Origin of the sequence: Novosphingobium sp. LASN5T (genome assembly GCF_003856955.1) — a bacterium.
GTDB lineage: Bacteria > Pseudomonadota > Alphaproteobacteria > Sphingomonadales > Sphingomonadaceae > Novosphingobium.
Genome location: NZ_RQSI01000016.1, coordinates 72,178 through 86,147 on the forward strand (window position 1 = coordinate 72,178; position 13,970 = coordinate 86,147).

General features: G+C 65.4%; 10 protein-coding genes. 6 read left to right on the forward strand and 4 right to left on the reverse strand.

Annotation, left to right across the window (positions count from 1 at the left end):
• Positions 1 to 33: 33 nt before the first annotated feature.
• Positions 34 to 1,230, forward strand: a complete 1,197-nt coding sequence (locus tag EH199_RS12495; RefSeq protein WP_124809622.1) for an FAD-dependent monooxygenase — start codon at positions 34 to 36, stop codon at positions 1,228 to 1,230.
• Between the two features lie 2 nt (positions 1,231 to 1,232).
• On the forward strand, positions 1,233 to 2,468 hold the full coding sequence (locus EH199_RS12500; protein WP_124809623.1) for a CaiB/BaiF CoA-transferase family protein: 1,236 nt from the start codon (positions 1,233 to 1,235) through the stop codon (positions 2,466 to 2,468).
• A gap of 56 nt (positions 2,469 to 2,524) precedes the next feature.
• Here EH199_RS12500 and EH199_RS12505 read toward each other — a convergent pair whose 3' ends face one another.
• Positions 2,525 to 3,238, reverse strand: a complete 714-nt coding sequence (locus EH199_RS12505; protein WP_124809624.1) for an IclR family transcriptional regulator — start codon at positions 3,236 to 3,238, stop codon at positions 2,525 to 2,527.
• A gap of 114 nt (positions 3,239 to 3,352) precedes the next feature.
• On the opposite strand from EH199_RS12505, the gene EH199_RS12510 reads away from it, so the two are divergent.
• Both EH199_RS12510 and EH199_RS12515 read left to right on the forward strand, forming a co-directional pair.
• Positions 3,353 to 4,315 carry a hydroxymethylglutaryl-CoA lyase gene (locus EH199_RS12510; RefSeq protein WP_124809625.1) on the forward strand — a complete coding sequence of 321 codons (963 nt, stop codon included), beginning with the start codon at positions 3,353 to 3,355 and terminating at the stop codon, positions 4,313 to 4,315.
• A gap of 31 nt (positions 4,316 to 4,346) precedes the next feature.
• Complete coding sequence (locus tag EH199_RS12515; RefSeq protein ID WP_124809626.1) at positions 4,347 to 6,884, forward strand: aconitate hydratase; 2,538 nt, start codon at positions 4,347 to 4,349, stop codon at positions 6,882 to 6,884.
• A 46-nt stretch (positions 6,885 to 6,930) separates the two neighbouring features.
• On the opposite strand, the gene EH199_RS12520 is transcribed toward EH199_RS12515, so the two are convergent.
• Together EH199_RS12520 and EH199_RS12525 are read right to left on the reverse strand one after the other, a co-directional pair.
• On the reverse strand, positions 6,931 to 7,983 hold the full coding sequence (locus EH199_RS12520; protein ID WP_124809627.1) for an amidohydrolase family protein: 1,053 nt from the start codon (positions 7,981 to 7,983) through the stop codon (positions 6,931 to 6,933).
• A 28-nt stretch (positions 7,984 to 8,011) separates the two neighbouring features.
• Positions 8,012 to 9,442 carry an NAD-dependent succinate-semialdehyde dehydrogenase gene (locus tag EH199_RS12525; protein ID WP_124809628.1) on the reverse strand — a complete coding sequence of 477 codons (1,431 nt, stop codon included), beginning with the start codon at positions 9,440 to 9,442 and terminating at the stop codon, positions 8,012 to 8,014.
• Positions 9,443 to 9,559: 117 nt separating this feature from the next.
• Here EH199_RS12525 and EH199_RS12530 point away from each other — a divergent pair, with 117 nt between their 5' ends.
• The gene (locus tag EH199_RS12530) at positions 9,560 to 11,005 is read left to right on the forward strand and encodes an aldehyde dehydrogenase (protein ID WP_124809629.1); all 1,446 of its coding nucleotides are present in this window, start codon (positions 9,560 to 9,562) and stop codon (positions 11,003 to 11,005) included.
• A 113-nt stretch (positions 11,006 to 11,118) separates the two neighbouring features.
• Here EH199_RS12530 and EH199_RS12535 read toward each other — a convergent pair whose 3' ends face one another.
• Positions 11,119 to 12,582, reverse strand: a complete 1,464-nt coding sequence (locus tag EH199_RS12535; RefSeq protein ID WP_124809630.1) for a phosphotransferase — start codon at positions 12,580 to 12,582, stop codon at positions 11,119 to 11,121.
• 388 nt (positions 12,583 to 12,970) lie between these two features.
• Here EH199_RS12535 and tehA point away from each other — a divergent pair, with 388 nt between their 5' ends.
• Positions 12,971 to 13,969: a dicarboxylate transporter/tellurite-resistance protein TehA gene (tehA, locus tag EH199_RS12540; protein WP_124809631.1), complete on the forward strand. Its 999-nt coding sequence runs from the start codon at positions 12,971 to 12,973 to the stop codon at positions 13,967 to 13,969.
• Position 13,970: the final 1 nt, after the last annotated feature.

A 13,970-nucleotide genomic window follows, 5' to 3' on the forward strand; every position in this document is an offset into this window, starting at 1 on the left:
GCATCGCAACCAACTTTCATTCCGGAGCATGGCATGACCAAATCGCCCAAGATCCTTATCGCCGGTGGTGGCATCGGCGGCATGGCGGCCGCCCTTTCCCTGCTGCGGCGCGGCTATGACGTCGAGGTGTACGAGCAGGCGCCCGAACTGGGCGAGGTGGGCGCGGGCGTTCAGATCAGCCCCAACGGCGCGCGCGCGCTCGATGCGCTGGGCGTGTTCGAGACGCTGAAGGCCGCGTCCTGCGCGCCGCGCCGCAAGGAATTCCGCCTGTGGAACACCGGGCGGGCGTGGCCGATGTTCGATCTGGGCCAGATGGCGATCGAGAAATACGGCTATCCCTATCTCACAGTCTATCGGCCGGACCTTCTGGGAACGCTGGTCGATGCGGTGCGTGCGATGGCGCCCCAAGCGATCCATCTGGGCGCGGCGGTAGAGAACGTGACCAACCGGGAAGACGGCGTGGCGCTGCACCTGGCCGGCGGCAAGACCGTGGAAGGCGATATCCTGATCGGTGCCGATGGCGTGAAATCCACCGTGCGCAAGTGCCTGTTCGGCGATGACGAAGCCAATTTCACCGGCATGATCGCCTGGCGCGCCGTGATCCCCATGGAGCGTCTGCCCGAACATATGCGCCAGATGGTAGGCTGGACGTGGATCGGGCCAGGGGGCCACATGGTCAACTATCCGCTGCGCGGCGGCAAGCTGATGAACATGATCGGCACGATCGAGCGCAATGACTGGCAGGTCGAATCCTGGTATACGCAGGGCAGCATCGAGGAATGCGCCAACGATTTCGCCGGCTGGCACGAGGACGTGCAGACGCTGATCCGGTCCGCGCCGACGGTAATGAAGTGGGCGTTCATGGAACGCACGCCGCGCCAGAAGTGGAGCGAGGGCCGTTCGACGCTGCTGGGCGACGCCTGCCACGCCACGCTGCCGTTCCTGGCACAGGGTGCGGTGATGTCGATCGAGGACGGCGTGGTGCTGGGCCGTTGCCTTGACCAGTACGACGATCCGAAAGAAGCCCTGCTGCGCTACGAGGCCGCGCGCGTCGACCGCACGAGCCGCATGGTGCGCGGGGCCAAGGAAAACACCGCCCGCTTCCACGAAACCGCGCTGGCGACCGAGGAAGGCGCGGTGAAGTACATGGAAAGCGAATGGAGCCGTGATCCGATCAACGATCGCTACGACTGGCTCTATCGCTACGACGTTCTGACCGCCGAGATCTGAGCATGACGGAGGCTGCCGCTTCTGCCGCCCGTCCGCCTGCCGACCTTCTGGCGGGCGTGCGGGTGCTCGATCTAACCAACGTGCTGTCCGGCCCCTATGCCACCTATCAGATGGCCATGCTGGGTGCGGAGGTCATCAAGGTCGAGAATCCGAAAGAGGGCGATCTTGCGCGCAAGCTCGGCGCGTCCCCGGCGCTCAATGCGATGATGCTCGGCACCTCGTTCCTGGCGCAGAACGCGGGCAAGAAGTCGGTGACGATCGATCTCAAGCATCCGGACGGCAAGGCACTGTTTCGCGATCTGCTGGTGACGGCGGACGTGGTGGTCGAGAACTTCCGGCCGCGCGTGATGGATCGGCTGGGCTTCGGTTACGAGGAAGTGCGGGCGATTAACCCGCGCATTGTCTATTGCGCGATTTCGGGCTTCGGGCAGGAAGGGCCGCTCAGCGCCAACCCGGCCTACGACCAGATCGTGCAAGGCTTGTCGGGGGTGATGAGCATTACCGGCGATGCGCAGTCCGCGCCGCTGCGCGTCGGCTATCCGTTGTGCGATACGCTGGGCGGGCTGGCCGCGGCCTTTGCCGTGGTGAGCGCGCTGTTCCGGCGCCAGCACAGCGGGGAAGGGGCCTATATCGACCTCGCCATGCTCGATGCGACGATTTCGGCCATGGGCTGGGCGGTATCGAACTACCTGATCGCGGGTGTCGAGGCGCAGCCGATCGGCAACCAGAACACGACGGCTGCGCCTTCCGGCGCGTTCCGATGCGCCGACGGCCAGATCAACATCGCGGCGAACAAGCAGGAACAGTTCGAGCGGTTGTGCGATCTGGTGGGGCTTTCCGCGCTCAAGACCGATCCGCGCTTTGCCGAGCGCGAGGCGCGCAAGGCCAATCGCGCGGCGCTCAACGCGCTTCTGGACGAGGCGCTTGGCGCGCGGGGGGCGGCGGAATGGGAGGACCTGCTCAACGCCAACGGCATTCCCGCCGGTCGCATCCTGTCCATTCCCGAAATCCTAGCGCACCCGCAGATCGCGGCGCGCGGCCTGATCCATGAAATCCCCATGGGCCAGCCGGGGCTCGAAACGGTCAAGGTCTGCCGCGCAGGTTACAGCCTGGGCGACAGCCAGCCGGCCGCACGCTCCGCACCGCCCTTGCTGGGGGCCGACAATGCCGAGATATTCGGCGCGCTGGGCCGGGACACGGCGGTGCTGGAGACGTTGAAGGCCGGAGGCGCGATTTGAGCGCCCGCTTGTTGTCCGGCGCGGTGGCGGCGGAAATTCCGTCGCCCTGCGCCGGATCAGTCAGCGCGAACCTGCGCGAAGCGGGCGGGCGTTTCGCCCAGATTGATCGAGAGCCGCGCGGCGGCGTCGATCGCGATCGGGCGCAGCTTTTCGACGTAATCGTCGGTGAAGCGCGCGCTGGGGCCGGAAAGCGTGATCGCGCCCATCAGTTTGTGCCCGGCGCCGAACACGGGGACGCCGACCGCCGCCATTTCCGGATCGACGCTACCGATCGAGATGACGCAGGCATTGTCCGGTGTGAGCGGGGCATAGGGCATTGCTTCATAGTCGCGCAGGATGGTGGACGCGGCGCTGCGGTTGAGTTCGCGCCGGTCGCCCTGGCGGATCGAATAGTCGCGCACGGTATGGCGCCCTTCGGCGCGGAACAGGCAGACCTGGTATTCGCCGTCGCGGATGAAGAACGATGCGCCTTCGGCAGTCTGCGCCACCAGATCGTCCAGCACGGGATCGACGAACTGCCGCAGGTCGAAGGCGTCCTGGAACACGGTGGACAAGGCCAGCAGGCCTGCGCCGAGCTGATAGCTCCCATCCGCGCGCTGCCAGACGAAGCCGTACTTTTCGAGCGATCCCATCAGCCTGAGGATGGTGCTCTTGTAGAGGCCGGTAATGCGCGAGATTTCCGCAAGGGTGAGGACCGGTTTGTCGTGCCGGAAGGCGTGAAGGATATCGAATGCGCGATCGACCGCCGCGACGCCTGCCTTGGAATTCATGATTTTGGGATGCCCCGCCTAAGCCTTATTGGTTGTTCTATTTAGCAGAACGTCGGTTCAATCTGTCAATGGCTATTTGCGGCGAAAACAAATGTTCGGTGAAGGAACCAGCACATGACCGATCTGCCCTCGCGCGTGTTTATCAAGGAAGAAGGGCCGCGAGAAGGCTTCCAGATCGAGAAGCGCCTGATTCCGACCACGGGAAAGATCCGGCTGGTCGATGCGCTTTCGGATACGGGGCTGGATTATATCCAGGTCACTTCGTTCGTTCATCCCGGCAAGGTGCCGGGCATGGCTGATGCGGAAGCGGTCGTCGCCGGGATGACCCCGCGCGATGGGGTGCGCTATGCCGGGCTGTGGCTGAACCAGCAGGGGCTGATCCGCGCTATCGCTACGGGCCGGCTTTATCTGGAGGGCAAGCTGACGCTCTACGCGTCCGACGCTTTCCTCAAGCGCAACCAGAACCGGGATCCGCAGCAGCAGCTTGCCGCCCAGCCGGCACTGGTGAAGATGTATCAGGCGCATGGAATTCCGGTGCGCACCGGCTTCGTCACCGCCGCGTTCGGCTGCAATTTCGAAGGCGACGTGGCCCCGGCCAAGATTGTCGCGCTGGTGAACGAGATGCGCGCGATCGCGCGCGATCAGGGGGAAGACCTTTCGCTGATCGGGCTGGGCGACACGATGGCCTGGGCCACGCCCGAACGCATCCGTCGCGTGGTTGGCATGGTGCAGGACGCCAACCCAGACGTGGACCTTTCGCTCCACCTCCACGATACGCGCGGGCTGGGCCTCGCCAATGCCTATGCCGGGCTGCAGATGGGCGTGCAGCATTTCGACGCGGCGGTAGCCGGGCTGGGCGGTTGCCCGTTCGCCGCGCACGCCGGCGCGGCCGGCAACATCTGCACCGAGGATTTCGTGTTGATGTGCGAGGAGATGGGTATCGAGACCGGCGTCGATCTGGAAAAACTGTCCGAATGCGCAAGGCTGGCGGAAGAGATCGTCGGCCATCCGCTGCCCGGCAAGGTCAAGACCGGCGGTAGCCTTGCCGCGCTGCGTTCGCGCATCGCCGCGTCGTGATGTTCGCCTGATCTTCGCGAAAGCCCGACCGATGAATGCCTGCCTGACGCCGCTTTCGCGGCTTTCCGCCATCCGCAGCGCCGCGCTGGCGCACTTGCCGCGATCTCTGGTCATCCTGCTCGAAAACGTGCTGGCGCACGAGGCCGAGCCGGCGCCGCTGGTCGCGCGGTTCGAGGAATGGCTGCAACGCGGCGAGGCGATGGCGGAACTGCCGTTCCGCCCGGCACGCATCCTGATGCAGGATACCGCCGGTGTCGCGGCGATGGCCGACCTGGCCGCGTTGCGCGATCATGCCGCGGCGCACGACCATGCCCCGGGCGAGGTCGACGCCGCGATTCCGATCGATCTGGTCATCGATCATTCGGTACGCGTGGATTACAGTGGCACACCGGAAGCGGCGACGCGCAATCTGGCGCTCGAATACGCCCGCAATGGTGAGCGTTACCGCTTCTTCAAATGGGCCGAGCACGCCTTTCCCAAATTCCGCGTGGTGCCGCCGGGGCAGGGCATCTGCCACCAGATCAACCTGGAGATGCTGACCAACGGTGCCGTTCCCGCGCCGGAAATGCCCGGCGGCTGGATGGCGGAGGCGGTCATTGGTACGGACAGCCACACCACTATGGTCAACGCACTGGGCGTGCTTGGCTGGGGCGTGGGCGGGATCGAGGCGGAGCTGGCCGCGCTCGGCGCGCCGGTGCCGATCCCGCTGCCGCGCGTGTGCGAAGTGATGCTGACCGGCGCCCGGCCCATTGGCGTGACGGCGACCGATATCGCCCTGCACGTGGCCGCGCGGTTGCGCACGGAGGGTGTGATCGACCAGATCGTGGAATTCGATGGCGATGCACTTTCCTGGCTTTCGCTCCCCGATCGAGCGGCCATCGCCAATATGTGCCCTGAATACGGGGCAACGGCCGCACTGTTTCCCGTGGACGAGGAAACGCTGGCCTATCTGGAGACGATGGGCCGCGATGCCAGCGTACTGGCGGCCTATCGCGCCTATGCGCTGGAAACGGGGCTATGGCGCGGGACAGGGCCGGCGCGACGCTATTCGCGCTCGCTTGCCATCGCGCTGGACGAGGTCCGGCCGGTCATGGCGGGGCCGCATCGTCCGCAACAGGTGCGGACCTTGTCCGAGGTCCGCGCCAGTCTCGAAAGCCGGTTTCCCGCGCTGGCGCCGCCGGTCGACCGTGCCCGTCCGGGCAATGGGGCGGTGGCCATCGCGGCGATCACCAGTTGTACGAACACCGCGAATCCCGAGGTGATGCTGACGGCGGGGCTGGTGGCGCGCAAGGCCATCGCACGAGGGCTGTCGGTTCCCGGTTGGGTCAAGACCTCGCTTGCGCCAGGCTCGCGCCGCATTGCCGCGCTACTGCGGCGGGCGGGGTTGCAGGACGCGCTCGACGCGCTGGGTTTTCACGTCGTGGGTTTCGGCTGCACCACCTGTGTCGGCAATTCGGGCGATCTCAAGCCCGCATTGACCGGACCGGACGCGCCGGACCTTTTGGTCTCGCTGCTTTCGGGTAACCGCAATTTCGAGAACCGCATTCACCCCGCGGTCGGCGCGAACTATCTCGCCTCGCCGCCGCTGGTTGTGGCGGGAGCGCTGGCGGGCAACCTCCATGCCGATCTTTCCGCCGATCCGCTGGGGCATGACCGGAACGGCCAGCCGGTGTTCCTGCGCGACATATGGCCCGATCCGGATGAGATCGCGCGCGCGATGACGCACTGGCGCGATAGCACTGCCGAAGCTGGCGACACGGAAGCCTGGAGAGCGCTGGACGCTGCTTGCACACCGCAATTCCCCTGGGATGCGCTATCCGCCTTCATTCAGCCACCGCCGTTCTTCGACGAACCACGCACGGGGCTGTTGGGGGACATCGTCGATGCACGCGCCTTGCTGGTGCTGGGCGACAACGTGACCACGGACCACATCTCCCCTATCGGGCGCATCCCGCCGGATACGCCGGCCGCCGCCTATCTGCGATCGACCGGCGCTGCCGAGGGCAGCTTCGGCAGCTATGGCGACCGGCGGGCGAACCATCACGTCATGCTGCGGGGCACGTTCGACAACGCGCGACTGGAAAACCGCCTGGCCAGCGTACCGGGCAACCGCACCGTCGGGCCAGACGGGGCGGAATGCGCGATCCATGACGCGGCCATGGCGTTCGCGGCGCTGGGCGTGCCCGTGGTGGTGCTGGCGGGCGAGAACTACGGCACTGGTTCCGCGCGCGACTGGGCGGCCAAGGGAACGGCGCTGCTGGGTGTTCGCGCGGTCATCGCCCGCAGCTTCGAGCGCATCCATCGTGCGAATCTGATTGCGCTGGGCGTGCTGCCGGTAGTCGTTGAGGCGGATCTTTCGGGCGTGAGCGCCGGGGCGAGGATCGCGCTGCGCGGCGTTGCAGCGCTTTCGGAGGCGGACCGGACGCTGGTGGTCGAAATCCTCGAGCCGGGGCAGGACGAACCGCTCCGCCTGGATGCGCGGGCCGATGTCTGGTCGGACAGCCAGTTCGCCATGCTGCGCGATGGCGGCCTTTTCGCAGCGTTCCGCAAGCGGTTCGGCGGCATGTGACCCGCCGCCCCCGGAGCCGCGTCGGGCGCCGGAGGCGACAGGATTTTCAGAGCCGGAATACGCGTTCGGCGTTGGTCTGCATCAGCTTCTTCTTCGCGCCGTCGGCTATGTCGAGCAGGTCGTGGATGCGCACCTCTTCGGGCACGTACTGGTAGGGATAGTCCATCGCGTACATCACGCGGTCTTCACCCAGGACATCGAGGCACAGCTTGATCGCCGGTTCGAACGGCATCCCGCTGGTGGTCACCAGCACGTTGTTGCGCATGTAATGGAACAGGTCGTGCCGCAGCGGCTTCAGGCATGCGTAGCGTTGCGAACGCACGCCAGCGCCGTGCATGAAATTCAGGCGATAGAGCCAGTAGGGCAGCGCTTCTCCCGCATGGCCGACGATGATCTGGAGATCGGGATAGCGATCGAAAATGCCCGAGGTGATGAGGCGGAGCAGATGCAGCCCGGTCTCCACGCCGAAGCCGAACACCGCGCCGTCCAGCCCGGCTTCGAGCATCGGGCCGATCATGCTGTCGGGCGGCGTGGTGGGGTGGATGTAGAGCGGATGGCCGGTATCGGCCAGCGCGCGGAAGATCGGATCGAACTTCGGATGATCGAGATATTCGCCATGGGTGTGGCTGTTGACGAGCACGCCCCGGAAGCCGAGTTCCGCCCCGCGCCGGATTTCCGCCGCGCTCCATTCCGGGTCCTGCGGCGCGATCGCGGTCATGCCCACGTAGCGGTCGGGGTGCGCGGCGACAGCTTCGGCCAGGAGGGCGTTGGATGAGGCGCTGACACGGCGGGCGTCTTCCACGTCGACGTAGGCCTGCACGCCGGGGCTGGTCAGCGAAAGCACGGCCACGTCGATGCCGCTGGCGTCCATGTCGGCGATGCGTCCCGCGCCAAGATCGAGCAGGCGATCGAGCGTCTGGCGCGCGCGACCGTCGCTGTTCATGCCGTAGAAGCCCCAGAGCGAGGTAATGCCCCGGTCGGCCTCGCCGTCCTTCACCAGCCGGATCAGCAGATCGACCTGTTCCTGCGTGGCGAAGGCTTCTTCGGTGGCGATGCGCAGATAGCCGCGGTCGCCGCCGGTCCTGAGTTCGTGAGACATCGTGTCTATCCCGGTTGCAGCGGCTGGATCAGCCTTCGTGGACGGTCTTGGTGACGAGGCAGGCGGCCAGGCCTTCCGGGCCGTCCTCATGGCCATGGCCCGACCATTTCACGCCGCCGAACGGCGCGTCCGCCCCGCCGATGGTAGTGGTGTTGAGCGCCAGCATTCCGGTTTCGAGCCGGTTCTGGATTGTCTTCTGCCGCTTGGCGTTGCTGGTCCAGCAGTAAGCGGCAAGGCCGTAGGGCAGGCGATTGGCCTCCGCGATCATGGCTTCTTCACCGGCATAGCGGTTGATGAGCGCGACGGGACCGAACGGTTCCTCGTTCATGATCTCGGCCGAAAGCGGGGTGTCGGACAGCACCGTCGGCGCGAAGAAGAAGCCCTGGTTGCCGATCCGTGCGCCGCCGGTGTGAAGCGTGGCGCCGGCCCGCACAGCATCGCCGATCAGCCGCTCCATTGCCTCGGGCCGCCGGGCGTTGGCCATCGGCCCCATCTGTACGCCGTCCTCCAGTCCGTTGCCGACGCGGATCGCCTGCGCGCGGCGGACGAAGCCTTCGAGGAAGCGGTCGTAGATGCCTTCCTCCACGATGAAACGCGTCGGTGCGACGCAGACCTGCCCGGCATTGCGGAACTTGTGTGGGACCACGGCGTCGAGCACCTGATCGACATCGACATCGTCGAACACCAGCACCGGGCCATGTCCGCCAAGCTCCATGGTCGTGCGCTTGAGGTCTTCGGCGGCGAGCTTGATCAGCAGCTTGCCGACCTGGGTCGATCCGGTGAAGCTCAGCTTGCGGATCACCGGCGAGCGCAGAAGATAGGACGAAACTTCCGCCGGTTCGCCGAACACCGCCTGCGCGACCTCCTGCGGGAGGCCCGCGTCATAGAGGCACTGCAGCACGCCCAGCGCGGAGGCAGGGGTTTCTTCCGCCGCCTTCAGGATGACCGAGCAGCCCGCCGCGATCGGCGCCCCCAGCTTGCGCCCCGGATTGCCCAGCGGGAAGTTCCACGGAGCGAAGGCGGCAACCGGACCGACCGGTTCGTGGATGACCGTTGCGCGCAGCCCCGACGGACGCACGAGCGCGCGGCCATAGAGGCGGAACACCTCGCCGGCATAGAAACGAAACAGGCCGACGTTCATCATCACTTCGATGCGGGCTTCGGGCAGCGTCTTACCCTGTTCCATGGTGGCGATGCGGGCCAGGTCCTCGCGCCGTTCCTCCATCAGCCGCGCCGCGCCTTCCAGCACTGCGGCACGCTCCTGTGAGGTCGAATGACGCCAGCGGGCGAAACCGCGCGCGGCGGTATCCAGCGCCCGGTCGAGATCGGCCTGCGTGGCGAGCGGCAAGTCGCCGAGTTTCATGCCGGTGGCCGGATTGACGACGGGAAACGTGTTGCGTCCGCCGCCGGTGACGCGCTCTCCGTCGATCATCATGTGGAGCGCGGGATACTGGGTCATGTTCATCCTCGGTCTGAATTTTATTCTGTCAGATAGCACATAATTCTATTATGGCAACGAGCCCGAAGGCCGGCGCGCTCCATACGCCGGTTCCCCACAATCGATCCGGAGGATCAGATGGACGTGAAGTTGTTGATCGCGAACCGGGACGTGGCGGCCGCCTCGGGCACCATGTTCGAGCGCGCAGGGCCGCTGGGCGGGGTGGCGAGCCGCGCTGCGGCGGGGCGTGCGGAAGATGCGATCGCGGCGGCCGAGGCGGCGTCACGGGCCTTTCCCGGCTGGGCCGCGCAAGGGCCGAATGCGCGGCGGCGCCTGCTGCTGGCGGCGGCCGACATCATGGAGGCGCGCGGGGAAGCCTTTACCGCCGCGATGGCTGCCGAAACCGGCGCATCGGCAGGGTGGGCGCACTTCAACGTGCATCTGGCCGCAAGCATGCTGCGCGAGGCGGCGGCATTGACCACGATGGTGCGGGGCGAGACGATTCTCTCCGACCGGCCTGGCTGCCACGCGATGACGGTGCGCCGCCCGGCCGGTGTGGTGCTGGGCATCGCGCCGTGGAACGCGCCGGTGATTCTGGGCGTGCGCGCGGTGGCCGCCCCGCTTGCCTGCGGCAATACCGTGGTGCTCAAGGCATCCGAGCAGTGCCCGGCGACCCACCGGCTGATCGGCGATGTGTTCCGCGATGCGGGCTTCCCGGAAGGCGTGGTCAACGTGGTGACCAATGCCCCGGCCGATGCGGCCGAGGTAGTGGCCGCGCTGGTCCGCCACCGCGCGGTGCGGCGGATCAATTTCACTGGATCGACCAAGGTGGGCCGGATCATCGCGACGCTGGCGGCCGAACAGTTGAAGCCGGTCCTGCTGGAACTGGGCGGCAAGGCGCCGATGATCGTGCTGGACGATGCCGACCTTGATGCAGCGGTGGCTTCGGCCGGTTTCGGCGCGTTCATGAACAGCGGTCAGATCTGCATGTCGACCGAACGGATCATCGTGCATGAGGCCGTGGCCGATGCTTTCATCGCGAGGTTCCGCACCCGTGTGGAGGCCCTGCGCGCCGGCGATCCGCGTCAGGGCGCGGCACCGCTGGGGTCGGTGATCGATACCGGCACGGCGCAGCGCATCCGCCATTTCATCGAGGATGCGGTGGGGAAGGGCGCAACGATGCTGGGCGAGGCGGGCGACGACGCCACGCTGCTTTCCGCCGTGGCGCTGGTCAACGTGACGCCTGACATGCTGATCTATGCCGAGGAATCGTTCGGTCCGGTCACCACGATCCTGCGCGCGAAGGACGATGACGATGCGGTGCGCATCGCCAATGACACCGAATACGGGCTGACATCGTCGGTGTTCGGCCGCGACATCGCGCGCGCGCTGACCGTGGCAGAGCGGATCGAGGCGGGCATGTGCCATATCAACGGCCCGACCGTGCATGACGAGGCGCAGATGCCGTTCGGTGGCACCAAGGCTTCCGGCTATGGCCGTTTCGGCGGCGAGGCGGGCATTGCCGAATTTACCGAACTGCGCTGGATCACCATCGATACCGGCAAGCCGCATCTGCCGATCTGATGCCGGCGCGGCGCGCCTTCTTTTCGATCAGGGTCCCGCCTCTGCCGCTGACACTCGCGTTCCTGTTGCGACATCCCTGAAGCGGCCGTCCATTCCGTATGATGGCCCGTGGCTCAAGATGCGAGGCAGTCCCAGTCAATCAGGGCCGACACATTGCGTTCGACTAAAGTCGAGAGCAGGCGGTCTTCCAAATCTCCCGGTGGGATTGCGAGAACGGCGCCGACCGAAAAATGGAGTGCAATCGGAAGAGAAGCCTTGAATTCCCGGCGGGCTTGATCGAGCGAGTATGCCGGATCACAAACGGCAATCGCTGCCTGGTGCGCCTTGATCATGCCTTCTTCAACCGCGCGTCGGTCTGCAGGCTCCAGAGAACCCGATAGAAAGTAGGCCAGATCAAACATTGGGCTGCCAAGCGAGGCAAACTGCCAGTCGATCAGCCAGGCTCGCGGGCCGCTGGGCAGGTCCTCGAACAGCACGTTATCGACCCGCGGCTCTCCATGGATCAGCGCTTTGCCCACCGGCAAGTTCAGGATGTCTTGCTCAGCCCGCCGCGCGAAATGGTCGATCGCATCGAGACAGCCACTTGCCACGCGATTACCGAAACGATCGCGGAAGGCTGCCGCCGCCGCAAGCTGGACGTCTGCGGAGTGGCTGGCACCCCGCTTGCGATCGAGCAGCCACGCGGCCGAGCCCAGGTCCGGATGATCCCAGTACGCGGTATGGAGCCTGGCGAGTTCGGCACCGACCGCCACAGCTTCGGCCGGGCTGCATCCTTCGACCTGGCTGACAGCCCGGGTTGTTTGTGAAAGATCCTGCAACACAAGGTTAAGCGTCCGCCCATCAGCCCCGGCCTTGCTCCAATAGCATCGGGGTGTCGCAAACGGGGTCTGCGCACCAAAGAACGCGTAAGCCGATGCTTCGCGCCGGTAGACATCTTGTGTGGCAGCGATATCGGCGGCGGCGGCGATGTCGGTGGTTATCTTGCAAACGACCGACCGGATCCCCTCTTCGGCATTGGCATTGTAGGTGATCGCAGTGCGCCCGGTGACCGACAGGTTGCCGTGCCCGATCGGCACCGAACGGCTCAGCGAGATCCGCGGAGAGTCGATGCCCGCATGCTGGAATACCGCCTGCAACCATTCGGGAGTCACTTGATCAAGGCTGGAAATCATCGTGGGAGCCGGCAGGTTTTGCGGAACCGAAACGTCACCTTCGCGTCCCCATCGGCCCGCTACGTAGCTTGAGTTCCAGCAATCGGTGAACTTGCCGTCAACCGCCTTGAAGACTTCGATCCCGCACAGCTCGACCCTGTCACCTTTGCGGGTATGCATGTTCCATACCGAGGTGACATACGTATCGTCAGCCAGAAGCACCTCGTGTTCAAAATAGGGCTCCGCTGCTTCGCTCTGCTGCTTCACCCGGGCAATCTGGTCTTCGAGCGAAAGGGCAGTCGTGCTATTGGGATCATGGCGAATGATGGGATCAGAGCAAAGCTCGCGGATAAGGTCAGCGTTGCGGTTATTCCAAACCTCGGTCCAGTAGAGCTCGATCAGTTCACGCGGAGTGCGGCTCGCCATCCTCAACCTCAATCATTGATTTTAATTGCGCGATTAAAAGCAGCCTCTTTGAAATTGTTCAAGGTGCAACGAGCACCCGGCAAGCTCCGTCCGATAGCGGGCATCAATCGTAAGCGGGGTTCCGGCGGCACCTTCCGAGATGTTGTGACCGGCGCTGATGGGGGTGAATGGACGACACCAGGCTTACGACCGCATCGGACACCGTCAGGCTCGTGATTGCGAGCCTGACGGTGTCCGATGAGTCTGTCAAAAAGCGGGGCGGATCGGGCCATACCAGCGTGCAGATTGGAGACGGACGCCTGAGAGCCGATAGTGGACGCGCACGGCTGTGCGCGCGGTAGGAAGCTAGCGCTCGAAGATGGCCTGAGCTTCTGGAAGGAGATTCCTCATGGTGCAGCTGTCCCGCTCGGGCGGTTACCCGTCCATCCCCGCGTCGTTCTTCGGCATAGTTCTGGGGCTTTCTGGCCTGTCTAACGCTTGGCGTGCGGCTCACGCCGTATGGGGCCTGCCGGTGACTGTCGCGGACGGGATCCTTGTCGCGGCGTTCGCCGCGTGGCTGTCGGTGAGTTGCCTGTACGCTCTAAAGTGGGTGTGGGCGCCGGCTTCCGCTGCCCAGGAGGCCGAACATCCGGTGCAGTGCTGCTTTATCGGGCTGGCTGGCGTGAGCACGCTGTTAATCGCACAAGGATTTCTGACGGTGTCGCGGACTTTGGCGGTAGTTCTTTTCATTCTCGGGGCCAGTTTCACGTTGTTGTTCGCACTCTGGCGCACCGGCATCCTCTGGCGCGGCGGGCGCAGCGATGCCGCGACGACGCCGGTGCTCTATCTTCCGATGGTTGCCGGCGGCTTCGTGACCGGGACGGTCGCCGCCGCATTGGGGTGGCGGGAGTGGGGACAGATTGCGTTCGGCGCGGGGTTCTTCACGTGGCTCGCGGTGGAATCCGTCCTGCTTCTGCGCCTTTACACAGCTGAGCCGATGCCGGCTCCGATCCGTCCGACACTCGGCATCCAGCTCGCACCGCCGGCAGTCGGGGCGGTTAGCTATCTCGCGGTCGGTCCAGGCGCCCCTGACCTCGTGGCGCACATGTTGATCGGATACGGCATTCTTCAGGCGATGTTGCTCTTGCGCCTGTCACGGTGGATCGCGGAGCAGCCCTTCGGGCCCAGTTACTGGGCTTTCACCTTCGGAGCGACGGCGCTTGCCGGAGCCATGGTCAAGCTGGTGCCAGCCGATTCAGGAGGTGCCATCGCTATTCTCGCTCCTGTCGTCTTCGCTTTGGCCAACATCCTTGTTATCGCCATCGCCATTGGGACGCTGGTCCTGCTGATGCGCGGACGTTTGCTTCCGAGCGCTCAGCCGGTCGCGCAGTCCCCAAGCGTGAATTGAC